This window comes from Fulvimarina uroteuthidis (assembly GCF_034321785.1).
Taxonomy (GTDB): Bacteria; Pseudomonadota; Alphaproteobacteria; order Rhizobiales; family Rhizobiaceae; genus Fulvimarina; species Fulvimarina uroteuthidis.
On record NZ_JAXLPB010000003.1, the window covers coordinates 46,215 to 70,287 of the forward strand.

22 protein-coding genes are annotated in these 24,073 nt (G+C 65.4%); 5 read left to right on the plus strand and 17 right to left on the minus strand.

The window, feature by feature from the left end; genetic code table 11:
• Positions 1 to 52 precede the first annotated feature (52 nt).
• On the minus strand, positions 53 to 337 hold the full coding sequence (locus U0C82_RS09895) for a DUF2160 domain-containing protein (RefSeq protein WP_322186949.1): 285 nt from the start codon (positions 335 to 337) through the stop codon (positions 53 to 55).
• A gap of 83 nt (positions 338 to 420) precedes the next feature.
• On the opposite strand from U0C82_RS09895, the gene U0C82_RS09900 reads away from it, so the two are divergent.
• Both U0C82_RS09900 and U0C82_RS09905 read left to right on the plus strand, forming a co-directional pair.
• Complete coding sequence (locus U0C82_RS09900; RefSeq protein ID WP_322186950.1) at positions 421 to 663, plus strand: type II toxin-antitoxin system RelE family toxin; 243 nt, start codon at positions 421 to 423, stop codon at positions 661 to 663.
• A gap of 3 nt (positions 664 to 666) precedes the next feature.
• The gene (locus U0C82_RS09905) at positions 667 to 1,026 is read left to right on the plus strand and encodes a helix-turn-helix transcriptional regulator (protein ID WP_322186951.1); all 360 of its coding nucleotides are present in this window, start codon (positions 667 to 669) and stop codon (positions 1,024 to 1,026) included.
• 230 nt (positions 1,027 to 1,256) lie between these two features.
• Here U0C82_RS09905 and U0C82_RS09910 read toward each other — a convergent pair whose 3' ends face one another.
• From U0C82_RS09910 to U0C82_RS09970, 13 genes are all read right to left on the minus strand, one after another.
• Positions 1,257 to 2,159, minus strand: coding sequence for a carbohydrate ABC transporter permease (locus U0C82_RS09910; protein ID WP_322186952.1), 903 nt, complete (start codon positions 2,157 to 2,159; stop codon positions 1,257 to 1,259).
• Positions 2,156 to 3,043 (minus strand): carbohydrate ABC transporter permease, encoded by an 888-nt coding sequence (locus U0C82_RS09915; RefSeq protein ID WP_322186953.1) that lies wholly within the window; start codon positions 3,041 to 3,043, stop codon positions 2,156 to 2,158. The genes U0C82_RS09910 and U0C82_RS09915 overlap by 4 nt, the downstream gene beginning before the upstream one ends.
• On the minus strand, positions 3,043 to 4,134 hold the full coding sequence (locus tag U0C82_RS09920; RefSeq protein WP_322186954.1) for an ABC transporter ATP-binding protein: 1,092 nt from the start codon (positions 4,132 to 4,134) through the stop codon (positions 3,043 to 3,045). Before U0C82_RS09920 ends, U0C82_RS09915 begins: the two co-directional genes overlap by 1 nt.
• Before the next feature lie 8 nt (positions 4,135 to 4,142).
• Positions 4,143 to 5,228 (minus strand): ABC transporter ATP-binding protein, encoded by a 1,086-nt coding sequence (locus U0C82_RS09925; protein ID WP_322186955.1) that lies wholly within the window; start codon positions 5,226 to 5,228, stop codon positions 4,143 to 4,145.
• 25 nt (positions 5,229 to 5,253) lie between these two features.
• Positions 5,254 to 6,813, minus strand: a complete 1,560-nt coding sequence (glpD, locus tag U0C82_RS09930; RefSeq protein ID WP_322186956.1) for a glycerol-3-phosphate dehydrogenase — start codon at positions 6,811 to 6,813, stop codon at positions 5,254 to 5,256.
• Between the two features lie 127 nt (positions 6,814 to 6,940).
• Positions 6,941 to 7,729, minus strand: a complete 789-nt coding sequence (locus U0C82_RS09935; protein WP_322186957.1) for a DeoR/GlpR family DNA-binding transcription regulator — start codon at positions 7,727 to 7,729, stop codon at positions 6,941 to 6,943.
• A 108-nt stretch (positions 7,730 to 7,837) separates the two neighbouring features.
• Positions 7,838 to 8,578 (minus strand): ABC transporter ATP-binding protein, encoded by a 741-nt coding sequence (locus tag U0C82_RS09940; protein WP_322186958.1) that lies wholly within the window; start codon positions 8,576 to 8,578, stop codon positions 7,838 to 7,840.
• Complete coding sequence (locus U0C82_RS09945) at positions 8,575 to 9,312, minus strand: ABC transporter permease (protein ID WP_322187410.1); 738 nt, start codon at positions 9,310 to 9,312, stop codon at positions 8,575 to 8,577. Before U0C82_RS09945 ends, U0C82_RS09940 begins: the two co-directional genes overlap by 4 nt.
• 61 nt (positions 9,313 to 9,373) lie before the next feature.
• Entirely contained in the window at positions 9,374 to 10,372 is a 999-nt protein-coding gene (locus U0C82_RS09950; RefSeq protein ID WP_322186959.1) for an ABC transporter substrate-binding protein, read from the minus strand.
• Positions 10,373 to 10,518: 146 nt separating this feature from the next.
• The gene (locus tag U0C82_RS09955; protein WP_322186960.1) at positions 10,519 to 11,109 is read right to left on the minus strand and encodes an energy-coupling factor transporter transmembrane component T family protein; all 591 of its coding nucleotides are present in this window, start codon (positions 11,107 to 11,109) and stop codon (positions 10,519 to 10,521) included.
• Positions 11,106 to 11,804 (minus strand): energy-coupling factor ABC transporter ATP-binding protein, encoded by a 699-nt coding sequence (locus U0C82_RS09960; protein WP_322186961.1) that lies wholly within the window; start codon positions 11,802 to 11,804, stop codon positions 11,106 to 11,108. The genes U0C82_RS09955 and U0C82_RS09960 overlap by 4 nt, the downstream gene beginning before the upstream one ends.
• Complete coding sequence (locus tag U0C82_RS09965; RefSeq protein WP_322186962.1) at positions 11,785 to 12,351, minus strand: biotin transporter BioY; 567 nt, start codon at positions 12,349 to 12,351, stop codon at positions 11,785 to 11,787. Before U0C82_RS09965 ends, U0C82_RS09960 begins: the two co-directional genes overlap by 20 nt.
• Before the next feature lie 112 nt (positions 12,352 to 12,463).
• The gene (locus tag U0C82_RS09970) at positions 12,464 to 13,324 is read right to left on the minus strand and encodes a D-amino-acid transaminase (RefSeq protein ID WP_322186963.1); all 861 of its coding nucleotides are present in this window, start codon (positions 13,322 to 13,324) and stop codon (positions 12,464 to 12,466) included.
• 170 nt (positions 13,325 to 13,494) lie between these two features.
• Between U0C82_RS09970 and U0C82_RS09975 the strand changes: the two genes are divergently transcribed.
• Together U0C82_RS09975 and U0C82_RS09980 are read left to right on the plus strand one after the other, a co-directional pair.
• Entirely contained in the window at positions 13,495 to 14,133 is a 639-nt protein-coding gene (locus U0C82_RS09975; RefSeq protein ID WP_322186964.1) for a DUF2937 family protein, read from the plus strand.
• A 140-nt stretch (positions 14,134 to 14,273) separates the two neighbouring features.
• Positions 14,274 to 15,089 carry an exonuclease domain-containing protein gene (locus U0C82_RS09980; protein WP_322186965.1) on the plus strand — a complete coding sequence of 272 codons (816 nt, stop codon included), beginning with the start codon at positions 14,274 to 14,276 and terminating at the stop codon, positions 15,087 to 15,089.
• Positions 15,090 to 15,134: 45 nt separating this feature from the next.
• Here U0C82_RS09980 and U0C82_RS09985 read toward each other — a convergent pair whose 3' ends face one another.
• Positions 15,135 to 17,318 (minus strand): esterase-like activity of phytase family protein, encoded by a 2,184-nt coding sequence (locus U0C82_RS09985; RefSeq protein ID WP_416186656.1) that lies wholly within the window; start codon positions 17,316 to 17,318, stop codon positions 15,135 to 15,137.
• Positions 17,319 to 17,486: 168 nt separating this feature from the next.
• Between U0C82_RS09985 and U0C82_RS09990 the strand changes: the two genes are divergently transcribed.
• The gene (locus U0C82_RS09990; protein WP_322187413.1) at positions 17,487 to 19,151 is read left to right on the plus strand and encodes a cisplatin damage response ATP-dependent DNA ligase; all 1,665 of its coding nucleotides are present in this window, start codon (positions 17,487 to 17,489) and stop codon (positions 19,149 to 19,151) included.
• Between the two features lie 129 nt (positions 19,152 to 19,280).
• Here the strand turns inward: U0C82_RS09990 and U0C82_RS09995 are convergent, their stop codons facing one another.
• Positions 19,281 to 20,405, minus strand: a complete 1,125-nt coding sequence (locus U0C82_RS09995; RefSeq protein WP_322186966.1) for an NAD(P)-dependent alcohol dehydrogenase — start codon at positions 20,403 to 20,405, stop codon at positions 19,281 to 19,283.
• 274 nt (positions 20,406 to 20,679) lie between these two features.
• A complete protein-coding gene (locus tag U0C82_RS10000; RefSeq protein ID WP_322186967.1) occupies positions 20,680 to 23,880 on the minus strand; it encodes a DNA translocase FtsK in 3,201 nt (1,066 codons plus the stop codon).
• Between the last annotated feature and the right edge of the window lie 193 nt (positions 23,881 to 24,073).

The following is a 24,073-nucleotide window of genomic DNA, read 5'->3' on the forward strand; positions in this document are numbered from 1 at the left end:
CCCCGTTCCGACCGGCGGCGGAACGGGGCGGTCTTTCGCGTGAGAAGCGCCGTCAGACGGTCTTGAACACGAGAACGAAGAAGGCCGCGCATACAAGCAGCGCGTACCAGAGCGAGAGCTCGGTGACGTAGAGCCATCCGAGGCAGATGAAGGCCGAGCCGAGCAGCGAGACGAACAAGCGATCGCCCCGCGTCGTCTCGAAGCGGAGAATGCCGATCCTCGGCGCGCCGCCGGGCGAGGCGTATTCCCACACGCCCATGGCCGCGATCAGGCCGAAGATCACGATGAAGAAAATGGCGGTCGGCCAGGTCCAGGCCATCCAGGACAGATCGATCATCAAAGATCTCCCGAGGGTAATTTGCACGTCAAACGATATTGCGGTATGGCGTATGTTGTTAGTACGCTAAAGCGGACAATACCATGCGGATTATCTACGAGCCGGATGCTTTCAAGGCGCTTATGAAGATGCCTGCAAAGGACCGTGATGCGATCGACGCTAAATTGGAGCGTTATGCTTTGACCGGGACCGGCGACGTGACCCGCATGGTTGGTACACCTGAATACCGTCTTCGCCATCGACATTGGCGAGCGATTTTCGTGATTGAAGACGACATGCTGGTGTTGCGCATTGCACATCGAAGCGTTGTCTATCGAAGAGGTTGAGCGATGAACGAAGCTGTGACTTTGAACGGTGACGCCATGGTCGTCATGACCCGCGCCGAATATGACGCGATGATCGAGGATATCGGAGATAGCGCGATCGCAAGCTATGCGAGGTCGCAATCCGACGAACGTGCGCCGGGCATGAATGCGGAGTATGCGCGCGAGGTCTGGAACGGCACGCTCCATCCGCTCGCCGCGTGGCGCAAGTCGGTCGGCTGGACGCAGGCGGAGCTTGCGGCGAAGGCCGGCATTCGCGCCGCCAGCGTGTCCGATATCGAGGCCCGCAAGATCGATCCGCGCCTGTCGACGCTGAAGGCTTTGGCTGGCGCGTTGAAGCTCGGCATCGAGGATATTACGGACTGAACGAGCAACGCTCCTGTTCCCGCGCGCATGTTCATGCGTCCACGCGCCGTCATCGTCGGACCTGTCCCGAGGATCTGACCAAGCCCGCCCATGGGTGCGGTTCCGGCTCACCCATAGAAGTCGAGGAGCCCGTCGTGCTTCACCGATATCGGAAGCTCTGGACAGAATCGAGAACGAAGCCGACACCGCGACGGACGGCGCAGCAGTGCGGGCGAGACCGAACAGGCTCATCACACTCTCCCCAGGGCAAAGCCCTTGGCGATGTAGTTGCGCACGAACCAGATGACGATCGCGCCGGGTATGATGGTGAGCGCGCCGGCGGCGGCGAGGACGCCCCAGTCCATGCCGGAGGCCGAGACCGTCCGCGTCATGATCGCGGAGATGGGCTTGGCGTCCGTCACCGTCAGCGTGCGGGCGAGAAGCAGTTCCACCCATGAGAACATGAAGCAGAAGAAGGCGGCGACGCCGATGCCGGACGCGATCAGCGGCATGAAGATCTTGAAGAAGAACTTCGGAAACGAATAGCCGTCGATATAGGCCGTCTCGTCGATTTCCTTCGGCACGCCCGACATGAAGCCTTCCAGGATCCAGACCGCCAGCGGCACGTTGAACAGGCAGTGGGCGAGCGCGACCGCGATATGCGTGTCGATGAGCCCGAACGCCGAATAGAGCTGGAAGAAGGGCAGGGCGAACACGGCGGGCGGCGCCATGCGGTTCGTCAGCAGCCAGAAGAACAGATGCTTGTCGCCGAGGAACTTGTAGCGCGAGAAGGCGTAGGCCGCAGGCAATGCCACAGACACCGCGATCGCCGTGTTGAGCAGAACGTAGATCAGCGAATTCACGTAGCCCATGTACCAGGAGGGATCGTTGAAGATCACCGCATAGTTGCGCAGGGTCGGATCGTTCGGCAAGAGCGTGAAGCCTGACAGGATCTCCTGGTTGGTCTTGAAGCTCATATTGACGAGCCAGTAGATCGGCAGGAGCAGGAAGACGATGTAGAGGATCGGGATCAGCGCCTTGGGCTTGAACCTGCCGCCTGCGCGGCGCGTCCGCGCCTTGATCGCGTCCTCGGAGCGCACCTTGTCCCGGTTCGCCGAGGAATGATCGGCACGGGTGGCATCTGCGGTGGTCATTCGTCGGCCCCCTTGTACGGCTTGTCGACGCCGACATTCGTCATGATGGTGTAGAAGATGTAGGACATCAGCAGGATGATCAGGAAGTAGATCAGGCTCATCGCCGCCGCTTCGCCGAGATTGAACTGACCGATGGCGAGCTTCACCAGATCGATCGACAGGAACGTCGTCGAATTGCCCGGTCCACCGCCGGTGACGACGAAGGGTTCGGTGTAGATCATGAAGCTGTCCATGAAGCGCAGGAGGACGGCGATCAGCAGAACGCGCCCCATCTTCGGCAACTGGATGTAGCGGAACACGGCCCAGCGCGACGCGCCGTCGATCTTGGCGGCCTGATAGTAGGCGTCCGGGATCGAGACGAGGCCGGCATAGCACAGGAGGACGACGAGGCTCGTCCAGTGCCAGACATCCATGACGATCACCGTCACCCAGGCGTCGAACGGATCCTGCACATAATTGTAATCGAAGCCGAGGCCGGCGACCGTCGCGCCGAGGAGCCCGATATCGGTCCGCGCGAACACCTGCCAGATCGTGCCGACGACGTTCCACGGAATGAGCAGCGGCAGGGCCATCAGGACGAGGCAGACCGGCACCCAGATGCCCTTCTTCGGCATGGCGAGCGCCACGAGAATGCCGAGCGGGATCTCGATGGCGAGGATCATCGCGGAAAAGGCGAGATTGCGCATCAGGGCGTCGTGGAAGCGCTCCGACGTCAGCACCTCGCGGAACCAGTCGGCGCCGTACCAGAAGAACTGGTTGTTGCCGAATGAGTCCTGCACCGAATAGTTGACGACGGTCATCAGCGGAATCACCGCCGAGATCGCAACGAGGATCAGCACTGGCAGGACGAAGAACCAGGCCTTGTTGTTCCAGGTCTTTTCCATCAGGCAGTCCCTCCCGAGCGGTCGACGAGCCGCGAATCGGCGTAGAGATTGAGGGCGTGTGGCGCGAAGGTAACGGCCGCCTGGGACGGAACCGAGGCCCCTTCCTCGATGATCGCGCTCAACGGGTGGTCTCCGAGCCGGGCGCGCACGATGCGCTCCGAGCCGATGTCTTCCACCTTGTCGATCGTCACCGGCATGGCGTTCGGGCCGCCGCGCTCGACGAGCGTGACGAATTCGGGACGAATGCCGAGTTCGGTCTTGCCGGTGCGCTTGAAGCCGGCGCCGTTCGGCAGGGCGATCCGCTCGCCCGAGACGATCGCATCCGATCCGTCGACGGTGCAGGGCAGGACGTTCATGCCCGGCGAGCCGATGAAATAGCCCACGAAGGTGTGCTGGGGCCGCTCGAACAGCTCCTCCGGCGTTCCGATCTGGACGACCTCGCCATCATACATGACGACCACCTTGTCGGCGAAGGTCAGCGCTTCGGTCTGGTCGTGGGTCACGTACACCATGGTCATCGCGAACTCGCGGTGAAGCTGCTTCAGCTCGGAGCGAAGCTGCCATTTCATATGCGGATCGATGACCGTCAGCGGCTCGTCAAAGAGGATCGCGTTGACGTCCGAGCGCACGAGGCCGCGCCCGAGCGAGATCTTCTGCTTCTCGTCCGCCGTAAGGCCACGCGCCTTCCGGTTGGCCTTCTCCTCGAGCCCGATCCGGGCGAGCATGTCGGCGACCCGGCGCTTGACCTCCCCGGCGGGAACCTTCCGGTTCTTGAGCGGGAAGGCGAGATTCTCGGCCACCGTCATCGTGTCGTAGATCACCGGGAACTGGAACACCTGCGCGATGTTGCGCTGCTCCGGCGTCAGCATCGTCACGTCGGTCCGATCGAAGTAGAGGTGGCCCTCCGACGGCGTCAGAAGCCCGGAAATGATGTTGAGAAGCGTCGTCTTTCCGCAGCCGGACGGGCCGAGCAGCGCGTAGGCGCCGCCGTCCTCGAAGACATGGTCGATCTCGCGCAGCGCGTAGGTGCCGGCCTTCGCAAGCTCGGCGCTGTAGGCGTGGCGGATATGGTCGAGGCGAATGCGTGCCATGAATGTTCCTATGCCGCCATGTCGGATCGAGCCGGCGCGGTTGCGCGGCCATCTTGCGAAAAGACGAGGATCTTCGCCGGATCGAACGAAAGACGGATCATCTCGCCGGGTTCGACCCGGTGAATGCCGTGCACGAGTGCGACGATGCGGTTCTCACCGCGATCGGCGTGGATGAAGCTTTGGGAGCCGGTCACTTCCGACAGCGCGATGCGGGCGTCGAGGCTGGCCATGCCGCCCTCGGCCGGCTTCAGGGACAGGTGATGGGGCCGGATGCCGATCTGGTAGGCGCCGTCGGCGAGCGAACGCTGGGAACCGGCGGCCGCGAAGGCGAGGCCATCCCGGCCCTTGAAACCGTCACCGCGCTTTTCCACCGGCAGGACGTTGAGCGGCGGGTCGGAAAAGGTTCGAGCTGTGATGAGATCGTGCGGGCGGCGGTAGATTTCGGTGGTGTCGTCGAACTGTGTGATGCGGCCGTTGGAGACGGTCGCCGTCTTGCCGCCCAGAAGCAGCGCCTCGTGCGGCTCGGTCGTCGCATAGACGAAGATGGCGCCGGTCTCGGCGAAGATCCGCGGCAGTTCCTCGCGCAGTTCCTCGCGCAGCTTGTAGTCGAGATTGGCCAGAGGCTCGTCGAGAAGAACGAGTTCCGCGTCCTTGACGATGGCGCGGGCGAGCGCCGTGCGCTGCTGCTGGCCGCCGGACAGGTTGAGCGGCGTGCGGTCGAGAAAGTCCGAAAGCTTCATCAGCTTGGCGGCCTTCCTCACCTTGGCGTCGATCACATCCTTCGGCTGCTTCTGGATGCGCAGCGGCGAGGCGATGTTCTCGTAGACGGTGAGGGCGGGATAGTTGATGAATTGCTGGTACACCATCGCGACGTTGCGCCGGCGCACCGGCACCCCGGTCACGTCCTTGCCGTCCATGATGATCTTGCCCGAGGTCGGTTCGTCGAGCCCGGCCATCAGGCGCATCAGGCTGGTCTTGCCGGCAAGGGTCGGGCCGAGCAGCACGTTCAGGCTGCCACGGGTCATCGCGATCGACACGTCGATAATGTGCTTGTCGCCGCCAACAGCCTTGCTGACGTTCTTCAGTTCCAGCAATGTTTCTCCTCCCAGAGCGCGTGTCTCAGGCCGCCGCCGTCATGCTTTCGGTTTTGTGGCTGACATGGTCCTCGACCGCGCGCGTCTCCTCCTCCGAGAAGCGCAGGCCAAGCTTGGAGCGCCGCCATAACACGTCTTCTGCGGAGCGCGCCCATTCGCGGTCGATCATCCAGTCGATTTCGGCGGCGAACAAGCCATGCCCGAAATTTTCACCCATCTTTCCGGCTTTCGCGAAATGCTTGGCATCCGTGCCGTAGGAGCGGACGAGCCGGCGAACTGTCTTCTCGTCGAGTTCGGGGGCCGACGCGCGCAGCTCGGCCTCGAGCGCCGCCACCCCGTCCACCGGGAAATCGCCGCCGGGCAGCGGCTTTTCGTCCGTCCAGGCCTGTCCCTTCGCGCCGATTCTGGCCTCGATCATCTCGACGACCTCCTCGGACAAGACCCTGTACGTCGTGATCTTGCCGCCGAAGCCGTTGACGAGAGGAGCCTCGTCCGGATTGCCCTCGAGCGTCAGAACGTAGTCGCGGGTCGTCTCCTGCGCCTTCGAGGCGCCGTCGTCGAACAGGGGGCGAACGCCGGAATAGGTCCAGACGATATCGTCCCTGGTCAGCGTCGTCTTCAGATATTCGCTGGCGGCGGCCAGGAGATAGTCGGTCTCGCTCTCGGTGATCTTCACATCGGCCGGATCGCCGTCATAGTCCTGGTCCGTGGTGCCGACCAGGGTGAAATCGTCCTCGTAGGGGATCGTGAAGATGATCCGCCCGTCGGCGTTCTGGAAGATGTAGGCCCGGTCGTGGTCGTAGAGTTTGCGCGTGACGAGATGCGAGCCCTGCACGAGACGGATGTGGTTCGCCTCGTTGCGGCCCATCGTGCCGCGAATGATCTCGTCGACCCAGGGACCGCCCATGTTGACGAGGCTGCGGGCCGTCACCGTCCTGCGGGTCCCGGCGTCGCGATCTTCGAGGGTCACGTGCCAGACGCCGTTCTCGCGGCGCGCCTCGGTCACCTTGGTGCGCACCATGATGTCGGCGCCGCGGCCGCTGGCGTCGCGGGCGTTCAGCACGACAAGCCGTGCATCGTCGACCCGCGCGTCGGAATATTCGAAGCCCTTGGAGAAATCGTCCTTCAGCGGCGCCCCGAGCGGGCCCGACGACAGGTCGAGACTGACCGTCTTCTTGAGCTTCTTGCGCCCGCCGATATGGTCGTAGAGGAACAGTCCGATCCGCAGGATGAAGGCGGGGCGCAGGCCCTTGTGATGGGGCAGGATGAAGCGGAGCGGGCGGATGATGTGCGGCGCGATGGCCCAAAGCGTCTCGCGCTCCTTCAGGGCATGCCGCACCAGGTTGAACTCGTAATGTTCCAGATAGCGCAGGCCGCCATGGATCAGCTTGGTCGACCAGGAAGAGGTGCCGGATGCGAGGTCGTTCATTTCGGCAAGGCCGACCGAATAGCCGCGGCCTGCGGCATCGCGCGCAATTCCGCAGCCATTGATGCCGCCACCGACGATGAAGACGTCGTAATCCAAGAGGGCCTCCCAACCACATCGAAACCGGACGCGAAAGCGAAGACCTCGTCCCGCCGGCATTCCGCACACGCACCCCCGGTAAGGCGGGGCACCGAAGCACCCTGACGCTTGAAGCGCCATCGATCCCTGCCTGGTGCGGTAATCCGAAGGTTAAAGCGAAAGCAAAACGAAGGTCAAGCGAAATTTCCTATTCCGCCACCAAAGGCATGAGGTGCGGCACCGCGCCGGTCTCGATCAGGCGCGTCTCGCCGATTTCGCAGGCGCGCCTCACCGGATCGGTCGCAGAATCGGTCACGAAGACGTCGACCTGCGACAGGTGGCCGATTCGCACCGGCGCCGATCGATCGAACTTCGACGCGTCTGCGCCCAGAATGACGTTGCGGGAATTTTCCATGATCGCCTGCGTCACCCGGACCTCGCGATAGTCGTAGTCGAGAAGCGAGCCGTCCGGGTCGATCGCGGACGCGCCGATCACCGCATAATCCACCTTGAACTGGCGGATGAAGTCCACCGCGGTCTCGCCGACCACACCGCCGTCGGAGCGCCGTACGACGCCGCCGGCAATCACCACCTCGATCTCGGGATAGGGGCGCATCAGGCTTGCGACATTGATGTTGTTGGTGATCACCATCAGGTCGTTTCGATGCAGGAGAGCCTGTGCGACCGCCTCGGTGGTCGTGCCGATATTGACGAAAAGCGATGCATGGTCGGGAATGAGATCGGCGATGGCCCGTCCGATCGCGGCCTTTTCGTCGGAGGCGATCAGCCGTCTGGCGTCGTAGCCGACATTCTCGATCGAGGAGGACAGCACCGCGCCGCCGTGGACCCGGGCCAGCAGCCGCTGGGTGCAGAGCTCGTTCAGATCTTTCCGGATCGTCTGGACGGAAACCTCGTAGCGCGCCGCTAGTTCCTCGACCGTCACGCGGCCTGCGCGCTTGGCGCTTTCCAATATTTCGGTCTGGCGCTCCGACAGCATGTAATGGTTCTCCTCCGCTTTCGAATTTGGCGAAAGCGAAAGCGAAAGGCAATCGGTTCCGGCGCCAAATCGCGTTCGGTCCACCGGTTCGGCATGGGGAACGAACGGCTACAGAACGCCGGGGAACCGCGTATCGATCGCCTTCACCTGAGCTTCGCGCCAGTCCGCGCTGCGGTCCTTTCGCGGTGTCTCGATCTCGATGATGCCGCGCACCGTCGCGGGACGCTCGGTGAGAAAGACGATCCGATCGGACAGTTGCACCGCCTCGCGCAGATTGTGGGTGACCATCAGCGCCGTCGTGCGCCTTGCCGACCAGACCGTGATCAGGAGCTGGCGCAGGCGTGTCGCCGTCATCTCGTCGAGCGACACGAAGGGTTCGTCGAGAAGCAGGAGGCTCGGCCGGATCGCGAAGGCGCGGGCCAGCGCGACCCGGCGCGCAAGGCCCAGCGACAGCTCGGTCGGGAACCGCTGGCGCATCTGCGACAGGCCGACGATCTCGAAAAGGTCATCGAGGTTCTCGTTTTCCATGCCGGCGGGCAAGGCGAGGCGAACGTTCTGATCCACCGTCCGCCACGGCAGGAGCCGTGGTTCCTGGAACACGACGGCGATGCGCCCGTCCGGATCGGGGCGGGAGACGGAGCCCGCATAGGCCGCGTCGAGGCCGAGAACGATCCTGAGGGTCGTCGTCTTGCCGCAGCCCGATGGCCCGATCAGCGTGGTGAAGGAGCCCGCCGGCGCCTCGAAGGCGATGCGTTCGATCGCATGCGTGTGGGAGCCGTCGGCGCCGCGAAAGACCTTTCGGGTGATGTCCACCTCGAGCGGCCCGGTGCCCGTCGATGCAGCCGTCATGCGGAGGTCCGCCAGCGCGTCGCGCGCCCTTCGAGCGGCTGGACGACGACCAGTTCGATCACCAGCATGACGGCGACGAAGGCGAGCGTGTAGGCGAGAATGCCGGCCACGTCGAACAGTTGGAAATACAGATTGATCTGGAAACCGACGCCGTTCGAGCGACCGAGAAGCTCGACGACGAGGGCGATCTTCCAGATCAGCGCGAGGCCGGAGCGCGAGGATGCGGCGAAATAGGGCTGGAGCTGGGGCAGGATGATGTGGCGCAGGTGCTTGACGGGCCCGAAGCGATACACGGCGGCCATTTCGGTGAGCTGCCGGTCGAGCGAGCGGGCGCCCTCGCGCATGGTGACGACGACGTTGGGGATCTTGTTCACCGCGATCGCGCCGATCGCCGCGACCTCGTTGAGGCCGAACCAGATATAGGCGAGGACGATGACGACGAGCGCCGGAATGTTGAGGAAGAGGATCAGCCAGGGATCGAAGAAGCGGTTCGCGCTCGCGCTGACGCCGAGCCCGATGCCGATCGCCGATCCGATCAGCATGGCGGCGGCGAAGGCGAAGAACACCCGCATCAGCGTCATGCCGAGATGGAAGAACAATTCGCCCGTCGCGGCGTCGCGCCAGAACGCGTCGAAGACGGCGACCGGTGTCGGCAGGACGCGGCTGTCGGCGACCGCCGCCGCGACCCACCAGACGACGAGCAGGCCGAGCAGCGACACGGCCGTGACGGCCATCGGCGTCAGGCGGCGGTTCGAGACCTGGATAGGGCGGCCCTCGTCGCTCGCAGCGCCCCCGTCAACGGCCATCGCCGAGGCCGCTGTAATAGGTGCCGTCGACCAGGCGATCGCTCGGCCCGACGAGTGTCTCGCCGCCGATCTCGTGGAGCAGCGCGTAGAGCTTTTCCGTATCCTTCACTTCGTCCGCTATGCTTCGCGCCGGAATGCCTTCGCGGTAGCGGGCGATCAGCGTGGCGTAGGCGGCGTCGGTCTCGGCCTGCATCATGGGTCTCAGCGAAACCCATATGTCGTCCGAGGTGGCGAGAAGGTCCTTGGTCGCAAGATCGGCCGCCAGAAATCCCTCGACGGCGTCCGGATGCGCTTCGGCGAAACTGTCGCGAAACACCCATCCGATGGACGCGACGGGGCGGTCCGTCCCCATGGCGATGGCCGCATCCGTGCCGGAGATCAGCGTCCTGAACCCGTCCGCCTCGAGCCGGGCGGCGTAGTGCCAGAAGTTGAGGACGCCATCGAGTTCGCCGGACCTTGCCTTTTCGGCCAGCAGCGGCGGCGCACCGTAGGCGATCTCGTTCCGGCTCGCCAGATCGATGCCGTGATCCTTCTGCGCCAGCGCCTGGATCACGAGCCAGTTCTTGTCGAGCGGACCGCCGGCGACGCCGATCGTCTTGCCTTCCAGATCGCCGAGCGTCTCGATCTCGCTGTCGTCGGGGACCATCAGCGAGCCGACGGAGGTCGAATAGGGGACGAAGGTATAATCGGCGCGGGTCGCGCGCTGGCGCGACACCCAGAGCCAGTCGGAGACGATCATGTCGACCGCGCCGGACTGCAGTGCGACATTGGACGCAGCTTCCCCGGCAAAGGGCACGATCTGGACGTCGACGCCGTTCGCCGCGTCGAGACCCTCGCGGACCATCGCATCGAGTTCCCAGTTGACGGTGCCGTATTTGAGGACGCCGACCCGCACGGGTTCCAGTGCGCCGTCCGCATCCTGCGCATGGCCTGGTGCCGCGCAAAGCAGCGCGCCGGCGAAGGCCAGACCCATGACGAGGTGCTTCATATCGCCGATCCTCCCGAAATCGTCGAAACTCCCAATATGCTCAAAACCCTACAGGATTGTCGCCAGTGCCGTCATGGGCGCGCTTCGCCGCGCATCGAAAACGGGACTTTTTCCCGGCTTCGCGGATCGGGCCCTCAGAGCCCGGATCAGCTTCGTGCCTCGATCGCCTCGGCAATGGCATCGGCGGTCTTCAGGAGCCGTATGATCACGGGAACGGCCAGCGCGATCATCGAGCGCTCGCGGCCCCGTGCCGCCCGGGCTTCCTTCACGTCCTCGACGACCTGTGCGACGAGCGGGATGAACCGAAGGGTCAGCGAGATGGCAAGGCTCACCTTCTCGACATGGACGCCGAATCGCTCGAACGGGCGCAGCGCGGTCTCGAGGGCGGCGACGAGATCGCTGGTGCGCGTCGTCAGCGTCACGAGACCGGCCGACAGGATCAGTGCCGAAAACCGCAAGGCAAGAAGCGCTGCGGCCTCGAGGCTGACGAGCCAGACCTGCGCGGCGAACAGAAACGCGAGAAAGAGAAGCATCGCTCTGATCTGTCGATAGGCGATGCGCCACGGGAACCCGGCGACCTTATAGCCGATGAGCGCCACGGCGAGACCGACAGCGGCAAGCACAACGGATGGGAGCGACAGAAGCACGGTCCCGAAACCGATGAGCGCGAGAAGCTTTTGCCCCGCCCCGGCCCGGTGAAGCGGGCTCGTCCCCGCCAGATAAAGTCCGGAGATCACGCGTGAAACGCCTTGTAGACCGCGATGGCGTCGCGCGGCGTGCCGTCGTGGAGGATCCGGCCCTTCTCGAAGACGATCACCCGATCGAAACCGGCGAGACAATCCAGATCGTGCGTTACCAGAAGAACCGACTGTTCGATCTCGGCGATGGTGCGCATCACGCGCGCGGTGTTCTTGAGGTCGAGCAGTGTCGTCGGCTCGTCGAGAACGAGCCAGGAGGGTTCGAGCACCATGACGCCGGCGAACGCGACCATCTGCCGTTCGCCGCCGGACAGTTCGTGCACGAGCCGCTCCTCGAAGCCGGCGAGCCCGAAGCGATGAAGCGCGGCCTCGACCCGGGCGCGAACCTCCACTTTCGGCAGCTTGTGCCGCCTGAGACCGAACGCGATGTCCTCCCCGACGGTCGGATAGACGATCTGGTTGTCGGGGTTCTGGAAGAGAAAGCCGACACGGCGCCGCACCTGCCGCGTCTCGGCCTTCGTATCGAAACCGTCCACGGCGACACGGCCGGCCGACGGCAGGATCAGCCCGTTGAGAAGCCGCGCGAACGTGCTTTTTCCCGAGCCGTTCGCGCCGATCACTCCGATCCGCCGTTCGGTCAGCGCAAGGTCCAGGGCGGGAAGGACGAGGGTCTCGCCGCGCTCGACGCGAACGCCCTCGAACAGGGCCTCGCGCTTATCGGGCGCGATTGTCAAGGCGCGGCGAGATCAGCGGATAGGATGTCTTGACCAGCGTGACGGCGGCGGCGGCAATCCCGGCCTTGACGAGATCGCCTGGGATGAAGGCGATCATCGAGCCCATGAACGCCTCGGCAAGGCCGGTGCCCGAGACGAAGGAGAACCATGGAACGCCGATCAGGTAGACGACACCGATGCCGCCGGCCACCGAGATCAGGAAGGCGGAGACGAGGTTGATCTTCCGCCAGAAGCGCTCCGTCAGGAGGCCGATGAGGAAAGTCGCTGCGATCCAGCCATAGATGAAGCCCGACCACGGCCCGACGAACGGCGCAAGACCACCGCGACCGCCGGACAGAAGCGGTAGCCCAACGGCGACGAGCGCCAGAAACAGAAGCATCGCCAACGTGCCGCGCTTCGCGCCGAGCACCCCGCCCAGGATCATCGGCCCGAGCGATTGCGCCGTGATCGGAATTCCGAGGCCCGGAATCAACAGAGGCGGAAACACGCCAAGAACAGCCATGAACGCCGCGAAGAGCGCGATGAAGACGATGTCACGTGTGGTCATGCCGTGCGGGACTTTCGCGAGAACAGGATGAGGTTTTCCTACCGGAGTGAAGCTTCTTTCGCAACGCAGCAGAACCTGGCATCTGGCACATTCCTGCGAAGGCCCCGACCGGTCAGATCGCCGATTTTTCCGCTTCCGCGATATAGACGGCGCGCAGGCGCCGGCTGAAGGTGCCGGGTGTTCCCGTGCCGATCGTCTCGCCGTCGATCGACACGACCGGCATGACGAAGCCGGATGCGGAGGTGACGAAGGCTTCGCGGGCCTGTCTGGCTTCCTCGACCGAAAACGGGCGTATCTCGACGTCGATGCCTTCGGCTTCGGCGAGCTGGATGACCGCCGCGCGGGTGATCCCGTGCAGGATGTCGTGCGACAGGTGCCGCGTGACGAGCTTGCCCTGGCCGGTCACGATATAGGCGTTGTTCGAGGTGCCTTCGGTCACGAACCCGTCCTCGTCGACCATCCAGGCATCGTCCGCGCCTTTGGCCTTGGCGGCCATCTTGGCCATCGAGGGATAAAGCAGCTGCACCGTCTTAATGTCGCAGCGCTTCCAGCGAAGATCGGGCACGGTCGCGACCGCGATGCCGGTCTTCGAGGCCGGCGTCTCCCGCAGGGTCTTGGCCTGCGTGAACAGGACGAGGCTCGGCTTCGTGTCCTCGGGCGGATAGGCGAAATCGCGTTCCGCCGCCCCGCGCGTCACCTGCAGATAGATCAGTCCCTCGACCAGCCGATTGCGCTCGGTCAGCTCGCGGTGGATCGAGAGGATCTCTTCGTCGCCGGCGGGCGAGGGCAGGGCGAGTTCGGACAGCGAGCGCCGCAGACGCTGCATGTGGGGGGCGAAATCCACAAGCTTGCCGCCCAGCACCGCGGTGACCTCGTAGACGCCGTCGGCAAACAGAAAGCCTCTGTCGAAGACCGAGATCTTCGCCTCTTCCTGCGCGACATAGGAGCCGTTGACGTAGACGGTACGGGACATGGGCCAAGCTCTCGATCGAAGTTTCACGGTGATGGTGCGGGTTTATCCTCATCGATTACCCCTGTGAAGGCGAAAGATCGGCCTGTCGGGCGGCTTGCTCTGCAGCATTTGAAGGCCCCGTGGGTTAGACTTCTTCTCGACACCGTCTCGATGCCGAGGACCGCCTCCCCATGATCACAGCCCTGTCGGCGCGCCTTTTGGCAGCGCTCCTGATGACCGGCCTTGCGAGCCAGTCGGCCGAGTTCGCCCAGCAATATCTGCAGCGTCTCGGCGGGGCGGCCGACGCACTCTCGGCCGAGATCGCCAAGTTCGACGAAAGCGCTGCGGAGCTGGGGCTCGGACGCCGCGCCGCGATCGGCCGGCTCAGCGGCAATGACGATCCCTTCGTCGCCGCGCAGGGCGAGCGGATCGGCGCGATGGCGGCGCGCGCCGAAGCGATCGCGGCTCGCTACGAGCGGCTGCTGGAGACCGCGCCCATCATGCGCCCGTTCATCCTCCTGTCCGATCCCGACTGGTCGATCGCACGCCGTGCGTTCGATGATTACCGGCCGGCGCTTCCGGTGACGATCGACGGTTTCATGCTGACGGCGATCGGCTTCCTGCTCGGCTGGGCCGGCGGCGCGTCCGGGCACGGCGCCGCGCGCATGGTGAGGCGCAGGCGGCGGCTCGAGGGGGGACGGGCGGCCGGCGCCGGGACATTGCCGGACGCGGCTCCCGCGCGAATGCGCGAAGCGTCCGGACGCGGCGAGGACGGTCCGCCCGTGCCGGAGGGCCGGAAGGCCGGGAGCGGGCGCAGGTTCTTTCCCTGATGCCTGCCTTGATGCGCCGCACGGCTGTTCGTCCCGTTAAGGCGAGACTGTCCTTACCGCGAGCGTGCGAGCCGGCCGCGCCCGTACGCCGCAAACGGGCCGCTTGCACTTGCGTCCCAAGCGCGTGATCTATGGGAGCGATGACCGAACTTTTTCCTCCTGCACCGAAAGCCCGCAGCCTGTTCGACGAACCCGGCTCCACACTCGTCCGCATCATCGATACCGAGACCGCCGGCCAGAAGCTGGAAGAGGATGCGGTGATCGAGATCGGGTCTGTCGATCTCGACCTGAAGACCGGCGCGATCTTCAACCCGATGCAGACCTTCTGCGATCCCGCCGGCGTCGAGATCAGCGCGGGGGCCCGCAAGGTGCATCAGATCTCCAACGAGATGCTGGTCGGCGCGCCGACCTTCGCGGAGGCGGTCGTCCCGTTCAGCACGGGCACGTTCGCCGCCCAGCGCGCCGACTTCGACCGCTCGCGCCTGCGCCTCACCGGTCGGTGGCTGTGCACCTACAAGCTGGCGCTGCGCGCCTTTCCGGATGTGAAGGCGCACGGGCTCCAGAGCCTCGTCAAATATGTGCCGCTCGACCTGTCCGGCGTCTCGGCGCTCCTGTCCGGGCTTCATCCCCACCGGGCGCTGTTCGACGCGGTCTGCACGGCGGTGTTGATGCGCCGGATCGCCGAAACCCTGATGCCGCGCTGCCAGGATCTCGACGATTTCCTGGAGCGCGCCGAGACGGTGTCGAACGAGCCGGCGCTGCTCGCCAGGCTGCGGTTCGGCCGCCACAGGGGCATTCCCATTCGCCAGGTGCCGTCCGATTATCTCGAATGGCTGGTCGCCGAGCCCCAGATGAGCGCCGATGCGGTGTTCACGGCCAAGCGCGCGCTCGCGACGCGCCAGATGCGTGGCGAGCGCGTGCTTCCCGGTGCGGAACGGAAAACGGGCGAGCCTTGATGGCCCGCCCGCATCCGCGAGGATCGCTCTCGTCGCAGGAGCCGGCTACTGGGTCGGCTGGTCGAGCGCGACCTTGAAGAACATCGTCTCGCCGGACGAATCGTCGACGCCGTCATTGTCGGTCACGGCGTAGCCGGTGCCGTCCGCGGCGATGGTGAAGCCCTCGATCTTGTCCACCACGAACCCGTTGCCGGCTTTCAGGTCCGGCAGAAAATCGTGGACGATCTGCTTCGTCACCGTCGGCAGGTCGCCGCCGAGCGCCGCTGGCGCAAGATCGGCCTTCGAAACGCGCGTCAGCTGCTTGATCCTCGCGTTCGCGCCGATCTGGTTGTCGCGCTCGATCAGGTAGAGATCGTCCCCGTGAACCGTAATCTCCGACAGCCCGACCCAGCCGGTCTCCGGCGTCTCCAGCGTGTAGTAGACGGCTGCCCATTCCTTGGATTCCGGCTTGTAGGAGACGATCTTCGTCTTGCCGTCCGGATCGTTTTCCCACGGGCGTTGAATCGCGATCCACAGCGTGTCGCCGTCCATCGCGATGCCTTCGGCGCCGAAGCGGGTCGCGCCCTCGAGCAGTTCGTCCGGAAACGCGACAGCCTCGGCAAGCGAACCATCCGGGTTCACATGGAGCAGCTGATGCGGAATCTCATCCTCCGCATCGCCCTCGCTGGCGAGCCAGAAGCCGCCTTGCCCGTCGGCCGCGATGCCTTCGAGATCGAGTTTTTCGGCCGGCACGCCGTCCTTCGTGACCGTCATGGCTCCGGTGATCACCGCCGGCGTCCGCGAGGCGTCGATCGTGAAGATACGCGGCTGGGTCTCGTAGAAGGAGTCCGACACGGCGTAGAGCGTGTTCGCGTTGCCCGGGTCGGCGGCAAGGCCCGACAGCGCGCCCCAGCCGAGCGGCATGCCGTCCTGGTCCTCGGAAACGATCTGCGGATAGGCCGGCGCCTGGTCCGCGCGCTCGTAGATCATGACGTGCGAGCGGGCGCCGCCGTCTTCCGCAAGATCGGCTTCGTTGGAGGTGACCAGGAGATTGCGCCCCGGAATCGCGACCGCGCCCTCCGGAGCAATGCCCGACGGCAGCAGCTGCAGGAGTTCCGGGTCGCCTTCGCCGACACGGTAGACGCCGACGGCGGAGCCACGCTCGGACAGGACGAAGACGAGATCCTCCTCGCCGAACGTCGCGGTCTCCATGCCCTCGGGCTCGACGCCCTTGGCGTCCGAGCGCTTGTCGGGATAGTGGCCGGCGCGGACCAGCGCGTGTTCGAAGCTGTTGCCGGCCTCGTAGGCGATGCTTCCGTCCTTGTTCCAGACCGTGAAGCTGCGCGAGCCGCCCTCGTAATCGCCTTCGTTGGCCGACGCGAAGCGGGTCTCGTCGAGCCACTTGACCGCGTCCGGTTCGCGCTTGCGCGCCGGCTGGTCGTCGGTGAAGGCGAGCGCCCCATCGTCCTGCGTGTCGATCCCGGCGAGATCCACCGCACCGGCGGAGAAATGGTTCGTCACCTCGCCCGATGCCGCATCCACGATCGCCAGATGATTGTTTTCCTGGAGCGAGACGACGATTTCGTTGGCCGTATTGAAATCGACGAATTCGGGCTCGGGATCGGTGGGGGCGATCTCGGACAGACCGGTCAGGTCGACGGTCTTCATCGTCGCGCAATCGGGCGTGCCATCCGCAAGGGAGACGATGACGAGAGAGCCGGCGGGAAGCTGCGGGATGGCCCCGTCGTTCAGATCCTCGTCGCGCTCGTTTTCGATGGCGACGGCCGCGAACGCGCCGTCGGGCGAGACCGCCACCGAATCGGGTTGTCCGGGAAGGGGACAGGACGCGCTTTCCGTCCGGTCCGCGAGGGATACGACCGCAAGGCGGCCGGACGGATCGGTGAAGCTTTCCGACGTGTTCACGCCGACGAGGACATTGCCGGCGATCGCGGACACCGAGGTCGGCTCGCCTTCGAGCGACAGGAAGCCGAGCGCGGCGGGCGCCTCGGCGTCCGAGATGTCGACGAAGCCGATGCCGCCGGCCGGGCTGTTGGAATAGACGAGGGTCTGGCCGTCCTGGCTCGCGGTGATGATCTCCGCGGAGGTCTCGGTCATCGGATCCGTGCCCTCGGGCAGGTTCTGGGCGACCGGGAAGGAGGCGATGCGGTTGAACATCGGTTCGGCGAGCGCCTCGCCCGCGGTCGAAAGGATCGTGGTGGCGCAGAGCGCTGCGAGAAGGTGGCGCGACATCGGCAATCCGTCCTTGGGTCAGGTCAAAAGATGGCCATGAATGCCGCTGCTCTGTTACAACTCGATGACAAGCCCTCGGTGCGCGTGGTCCGGCCCGGATGAGGCCGTCTCCTTGCGCGGCCGATCGCACGGCTGGCCGGGGCGGCCCGGCAATCTATCTTGCCGTCGATGAAAGCCTTTGCCGATCTCATCGACGCCCTGACCCTGACGCCGTCGCGAAACGGCAAGCTGCGCCTGATGGTGGAGCACTTCGAGACCCAGCCCGATCCCGAACGCGGGCTGGCGCTTGCCGCCATCACCCGCGACCTCGACATCCGATCGGTGAAGCCGGCCATGTTGCGCGACCTGATGAAGGACCGGATCGACCCGGAGCTGTTCCGGTTTTCCTATGATTATGTCGGCGATCTCGCCGAAACGATCTCGCTCGTCTGGCCCGGACCGAACGACGGCGGGACCGGTGACGGTGCGCTCGAGCCGACCCTGTCCGAGGTCGTCGGCCGCCTGAACGGGGCGACGCGCCAGGCGGGGCCGAAGCTCGTCGAGGCCTGGCTCGACCAGCTCGATTCCTCGGGACGGTATGCGCTCTTGAAACTCGTCACCGGCGCCATGCGGATCGGCGTGTCCTCGCGCCTCGCAAAGCAGGCGCTGGCCGATTTCGGCGGCCAGGACGTCGCCGAGATCGAGGAGCTGTGGCACGGGCTGACGGTTCCCTACGAGGACCTTTTCGCCTGGCTGGAGGGCAGGGGTGACAAGCCGGTTTCGGCGGCCAAGGCGCCGTTCCGGCCGGTCATGCTCTCGACGCCGCTGGAAGAGTCCGATTACGGCATCATCCGGCCGGCCGAATATGCCGCCGAATGGAAATGGGACGGCATCCGCGTCCAGGCATCCTGCGACCGGGGCGTCGCGCGGCTGTACTCGCGCACGGGCGACGATATTTCCGGCGCGTTTCCCGATCTCATGGACTTCATGACGTTCGAGGGCACGCTCGACGGCGAGCTTCTGGTCGCCACGCCGACGACGGAGAGGTCGGGAAAGCCGAAGGTCGAAGGGCATGCGGGCACGCGGCGCGACGACATCGTCGTCGGCACGTTTTCCGATCTCCAGCAGCGGCTGAACCGCAAGACCGTGTCGGCGGCGATGCTGAAGCGGTTTCCGGTGTTCCTGCGCGCCTACGATCTCCTGTTCGAGGACGGCGAGGACCTGCGCGCGCTGTCCTTCGCCGAACGGCGCAAGCGGCTCGACCGGTTCGCCGATACGCTCGAGCCGACCCGATTCGACGTCTCGCCCTTCGTGCCGTTCGAAACGTTCGAGGATCTGGCGGCCTACCGCAAGAATCCGCCGCACGCGGTCATCGAAGGGCTGATGCTGAAGCGGCACGACAGCACCTACGTCCCCGGCCGTCCCAAAGGCCCCTGGTTCAAGTGGAAGCAGGACCCCTATCTGGTGGATGCGGTGCTGATGTACGCCCAGCGCGGCCATGGAAAGCGCTCGAGCTTCTATTCCGACTACACGTTCGGCGTATGGACGGGCGAGGCCGACGCGCCCGAGCTCGTGCCGGTCGGCAAGGCCTATTTCGGCTTCACGGACGAGGAGCTGAAACAGATCGACAAATATGTGCGCGACAACACGATCGAACGCTTCGGTCCGGTCCGCTCGGTGCGCGCCGAGCCCGACCACGGCCTCGTCATCGAGGTGGCGTTCGAGGGGCTGCAACGCTCCTTACGCCACAAATCGGGTGTCGCGATGCGCTTTCCCCGCGTCTCCCGGCTTCGCTGGGACAAGCCCGCCGCGGAGGCCGACCGCCTCGAAACCCTGCAGGCGATGCTGGATTGAGCTTGGCTCGGCTTGATGATCGGCCGGGTCGAAAGATCGATACCAAAACATCAGCCCGCCGCCGCAAGGTGCGGCGACGGGCTGATCGTGCGGCCGTGCTCGAGGTACGGCAGATTTATATCCGGGCGGTCAGGCCGCGCGGCCGACGACCGCACCCCGGGTCGGGTCGGCGATCGTCCGGGCGTTCTTCTGGCCGTCCGCATCGTCCTTCAATGTCTGCATGTCGATGACGTGGCGATAACCCGGATTGCCGTTGCGCAATTCCTCGAAGACGCCGTCGACTTCCCGGATCGAGACGAGCTTGGTGATCGGCTCGATACCATGCTCGGCGCACAGGTCGAGGATCTCTTGCGTGTCCTTGATGCCGCCGATCAACGAGCCGGCAATGCCGATGCGGTTGAAGACGAGCGGGCCACTCTCGACACTGTCGAAGCCGTTCATGTTGCCGACGAGAAGCAGCATCGTGTTCGGCTTCATCAGCGACACATAAGGGTTGATGTCGTGCTTCACCGGTATGGTGTTGATCATCATGTCGAGGCTCTGGGCGGCCTTCGCCATCGCATCCGCATCCGTGGTGATCAGCACCTCGTCGGCGCCGAGCTTCAGGATCTCGTCCCGTTTGTTCGGGCTCGTGGTCAGGGCGACGACCCGCGCGCCCATCGCCTTGCCGATCTGGATCGCCATGTGGCCGAGGCCACCGATGCCGGCAACGCCCAGCGTGTCGCCCTTCTTCAGGCCGAAATGCTTCATCGGCTGATAGGTGGTGATGCCGGCGCACAGGATCGGCCCGACGACCTCATTGGAGATCGTGTCGGGAACCTTGAGCACGAACTCCTCCCGGACGATCATCGCATTCGTGTAGCCGCCATAGGTGTTCGAGCCGTCCCCGGCCTTCGTGCCGTTGTAGGTGAGGGTGCAACTCTTCGGCCCCGAGCAGTACTGCTCGTCGTGGTTCCGGCAGGCTTCGCATTCCTGGCACGAATTGACCATGCAGCCGACGCCGACCCGATCGCCCGCCTTGAACTTCGTCACGCCGTCTCCGACCGAGGTGACGATCCCGGCGATCTCGTGGCCGGGAACGCATGGATAGATCGTGTTGCCCCAGTCATTGTCGACCTGATGGAGGTCGGAGTGGCAGATGCCGCAATGGGTGATGTCGATGGCGACTTCGCCAGGGCGAACGTCGGTTCGATCGAAGGTGACCGGGACGAAGTTCGAGCCCTTTTCCGTGATGCCGTAGCCGTAGACCTGCATGGATATTCCCTGTTTTCCGTTTGACGTCGTGCGCCGGAACGGCCGGCCGCTGTGCGCGCCGGCCGTTCCGGTCGTTCGAACGTCAACGGCGCGAACGCTTCGACGTTGCAATGAACGCTGTGTTTCGGCCGGCTTCATCTCGTGAGGCAGCCGCACGGGTGGGGAAGGGCGGTCACGGCCGAACGACGATCGCGTCGCAAAACGGCGGACAATGAAAAGCCCGCCCCACGATCCGACATGGTGGGGCGGGCGCTGGCCGGCGAACCCTGTTTGTTCAGAACTGGTCTTCTTCGGTCGGCACGAGGATCTCGCGCTTGCCGGCATGGTTGGCCGGACCCACCACGCCTTCGTTCTCCATTTTCTCGATGATCGAGGCGGCGCGGTTGTAGCCGATCGACAGGCGGCGCTGGATGTAGGAGGTCGAGGCCTTGCCGTCCCGAAGAACCACCGCGACGGCCTGATCGTAGAGATCGGCGTTTTCGTCGAGATCCTCCTCGGGAACCGCGTTCTTGGCGGACCCGCCGCCCTTGCCGCCCTTGGCCGGGGCCTCGTCCTCGTCCTCGTCGTCCTCTAGAACCGCGTCGAGATAGTCCGGCACGCCCTGCGCCTTCAGATGGCTGACGATGCCCTCGACCTCGGCGTCGTCGATGAACGGGCCGTGCACGCGCTGGATGCGGCCGCCGCCGGTCATGAACAGCATGTCGCCCATGCCCAGAAGCTGCTCGGCGCCGCTCTCGCCGAGCATGACGCGGCTGTCGATCTTCGACGTGACCTGGAACGAGATGCGGGTCGGGAAGTTCGCCTTGATCGTTCCGGTGATGACGTCCGTCGAGGGACGCTGGGTCGCCATGATGACGTGGATGCCGGCGGCACGGGCCATCTGGGCGAGACGCTGGACGGCGCCTTCGATTTCCTTGCCGGCGACCATCATCAGGTCGGCCATCTCGTCGATGATGACGACGATGTAGGGCAGCGGCTGGAGATCGAACTCCTCGGTCTCGAACACCGGCTCCCCGGAATTGCGGTCGAAGCCCGTCTGGACGGTGCGCGACAGCACCTCGCCCTTCGCCTGGGCGGCCTTTACCCGCTGGTTGAAGCCGTCGATGTTGCGCACGCCCACCTTCGACATCTTCTTGTAGCGGTCCTCCATCTCGCGGACCGTCCATTTCAGCGCGACGACGGCTTTCTTCGGATCGGTCACGACCGGCGACAGGAGGTGCGGAATGCCGTCATAGATCGAGAGTTCGAGCATTTTCGGATCGATCATGATCAGGCGGCATTCGGCCGGCGAATGCCGGTAGAGCAGCGAGGTGATCATCGTGTTGATGGCGACGGACTTGCCCGAACCGGTGGTGCCGGCGACGAGGAGATGCGGCATTTTGGACAGGTCGGCGATGACCGGCTCGCCGCCGATCGTCTTACCGAGCGCGAGCGGCAGCTTGCCCTTGTGGCCGGCGAATGCCTCGGACCCGATCATTTCGCGGAAATAGACCGTTTCGCGCTTCTCGTTCGGCAGTTCGATGCCGATCGCGTTCTTGCCGGGGATGACGGCGACGCGCGCGGCGATCGCGCTCATCGAGCGGGCGATGTCGTCGGCAAGGCCGATGACGCGCGAGGATTTGATGCCGGGGGCCGGCTCCAGCTCGTAAAGCGTCACGACCGGGCCGGGCCGCACTTCCATGATCTCGCCGCGAATGCCGAAATCCTGCAGGACGCTTTCCAAGAGGCGCGCATTGTCGGCGAGCGCGGCTTCCGACAGGGTTTCGTCGTGGGCACGGGCCGGCGGTGGGGTGAGATATTCGATCGACGGCAGTTCGAACGTCTCGGGATCGGGAAGCTCGAGCTTCGGTTTCATCGCGAGCGCGCGGCCGGAGCCATTGCGCAACTGGTTCTGTTCGCCGGTGATGGAACGCGTATGCTGCGCGGCGCGAACGGCCGGCTGATCCTGCGGCGAAGGCGAGGGGCCGTGCGCCCGTGGCATCTGCCGGTGCTGGCGGTTGTCGTCGGGCACCTGCGGCACGGCATGGCGCGGTTCGATCGGCTGGCGCTCGATCGGGCGTTCGGCGATCTGCGGCTCGCGGCGCATGTCGGCCGGCTGCTCCGGCTTCGGCCTGCGGCCGGGGAATGCGACGATGTTGGCGGGCAGGAGGCCGCGCCAGCCACCTTCGGATGCCGCGGGCGCGGGTTCCGCATGAGTTGCGTGCGAGCCGGTCGGGTCGGCCTCGCGGTAGCCATCGTCATATCCGTCGAAGTCCGCAGCATCCGCCGCGTCGTACGGTCCATCGTCCGCGTGCGCGTCGCCGGTCCGGAACCAGGCGTCGTGGCTGAAGCCGTCGGCGCCGGCCGGATCCTGAACCGGAGCCTCGAAAGGCGCGTCGAACCGGCCGGTGACGCGCGGCTGTCCGTAAGGATCGGCGATCGGGGCCTGGAGCGGTGCCCCGCGTGCGCCCGGCGCTGCCCGGGGCGCCCACTCGTCCTCGTCGATCTGGTCGGCGAAGGGGTCGACATAGGCGCCCTGCGGCGCATGCGCCGGCATGTGGACGCGGACGGAACGCTCCGCGACGGCGGGCGCGGGAGCGGCAAAGGGGGCTGCGGCAGCGGCCGGCGAACGGGCGGGCTGAACGGCCGGCGCATGCTGCGGCATCGGCGCGAACTGCGGCTCGGGGCGCTCGAGCAGCGCGCTGTCGCGCACCAGCGGCGCGGGGGCCGCCGGCTCGTTCCATTCGTCGAAGCGGTCGCCGAACTCGCGGCGTCGCTCGGCCCGCGATGCGCGGACCCGGTCGATGGCCGAGCGGGCGGAAAACACCGTATGGGCGAGCGCGCCCATGAACAGCGAGAACCGGCCCTCCTGGCCTTCGAGCGGATCGACGATCGCCGGCGCGGCGCGGCCGGCCGGCGCCGCCTGGCGGCCGCCGCCCTGCTTCATGTCCCAAAGACCCAGGCCGCCGAGAATCAGGCGGGCGCCGGGAACGAGGACGGCAAGACCGACGATGACGGCCATGACGCCGGACGGATAGCCGCCGATGAAGAGGGCGGGAACCTTCAGCACGATGTCGCCGAGGACGCCGCCGAGGCCGATCGGCAGCGGCCAGCTTTCGCTTTCCGGCAGACAGCCGAGGGCGGCGCAGACGAGCGCGATGCCGGCGACCGACAACCAGCCCTTGCGGGCGAGACGGTCGAGCGGCTTGCCGAGGATGAAGAACCCGCCCCAGACGAGCGGCCAGACGACGAGCAGGGCCGCGCCCAGCCCCAGCACCTGCATCAGGAGGTCGGCGGTGATGGCGCCGGAGGTTCCCGCGATGTTCTCGACGACCTGCCGGTTCGCCTGGCTCCAGGATGGGTCCGCAACGTTCCACGTGGCGATCGAGGCGGCGAAGAAGGCCGCCAGCCCGACCATCCCCAGTCCCGCGCCCAGTTCGGCCTGCCGCCGAAGGTTCGTCCGTTTGCCGTTCACGCCATCTGCCGTCAATGTCATCGTCGCCGCCTGTCGAAAAAGGTGGATTGTCTTGTCGGCTCCATCGTCTGAAACGGCGCAGCCGACCTGTTCGGCCCAGTTTAGGGCGGCGCTGGTTAAGCCCCCTTTAAGCTTAAGAGCGCGTTAGCGATTTCTCTCCGGGGAGCGGACGCATGGCGGATATTTCGGGGCAGGCCGGGCGTTCGGACCTATG

Coding starts and splice junctions, on each gene's coding strand:
- U0C82_RS09895 (WP_322186949.1), bottom strand. CDS start 337: ATGATCGATCTGTCCTGGATGGCCTGGACCTGGCCGACCGCCATTTTC.
- U0C82_RS09900 (WP_322186950.1), top strand. CDS start 421: ATGCGGATTATCTACGAGCCGGATGCTTTCAAGGCGCTTATGAAGATG.
- U0C82_RS09905 (WP_322186951.1), top strand. CDS start 667: ATGAACGAAGCTGTGACTTTGAACGGTGACGCCATGGTCGTCATGACC.
- U0C82_RS09910 (WP_322186952.1), bottom strand. CDS start 2,159: ATGACCACCGCAGATGCCACCCGTGCCGATCATTCCTCGGCGAACCGG.
- U0C82_RS09915 (WP_322186953.1), bottom strand. CDS start 3,043: ATGGAAAAGACCTGGAACAACAAGGCCTGGTTCTTCGTCCTGCCAGTG.
- U0C82_RS09920 (WP_322186954.1), bottom strand. CDS start 4,134: ATGGCACGCATTCGCCTCGACCATATCCGCCACGCCTACAGCGCCGAG.
- glpD (WP_322186956.1), bottom strand. CDS start 6,813: ATGCCGGCGGGACGAGGTCTTCGCTTTCGCGTCCGGTTTCGATGTGGT.
- U0C82_RS09935 (WP_322186957.1), bottom strand. CDS start 7,729: ATGCTGTCGGAGCGCCAGACCGAAATATTGGAAAGCGCCAAGCGCGCA.
- U0C82_RS09940 (WP_322186958.1), bottom strand. CDS start 8,578: ATGACGGCTGCATCGACGGGCACCGGGCCGCTCGAGGTGGACATCACC.
- U0C82_RS09945 (WP_322187410.1), bottom strand. CDS start 9,312: ATGGCCGTCACGGCCGTGTCGCTGCTCGGCCTGCTCGTCGTCTGGTGG.
- U0C82_RS09950 (WP_322186959.1), bottom strand. CDS start 10,372: ATGAAGCACCTCGTCATGGGTCTGGCCTTCGCCGGCGCGCTGCTTTGC.
- U0C82_RS09965 (WP_322186962.1), bottom strand. CDS start 12,351: ATGACCACACGTGACATCGTCTTCATCGCGCTCTTCGCGGCGTTCATG.
- U0C82_RS09970 (WP_322186963.1), bottom strand. CDS start 13,324: ATGTCCCGTACCGTCTACGTCAACGGCTCCTATGTCGCGCAGGAAGAG.
- U0C82_RS09975 (WP_322186964.1), top strand. CDS start 13,495: ATGATCACAGCCCTGTCGGCGCGCCTTTTGGCAGCGCTCCTGATGACC.
- U0C82_RS09980 (WP_322186965.1), top strand. CDS start 14,274: ATGACCGAACTTTTTCCTCCTGCACCGAAAGCCCGCAGCCTGTTCGAC.
- U0C82_RS09985 (WP_416186656.1), bottom strand. CDS start 17,318: ATGTCGCGCCACCTTCTCGCAGCGCTCTGCGCCACCACGATCCTTTCG.
- U0C82_RS09990 (WP_322187413.1), top strand. CDS start 17,487: ATGAAAGCCTTTGCCGATCTCATCGACGCCCTGACCCTGACGCCGTCG.
- U0C82_RS09995 (WP_322186966.1), bottom strand. CDS start 20,405: ATGCAGGTCTACGGCTACGGCATCACGGAAAAGGGCTCGAACTTCGTC.
- U0C82_RS10000 (WP_322186967.1), bottom strand. CDS start 23,880: ATGACATTGACGGCAGATGGCGTGAACGGCAAACGGACGAACCTTCGG.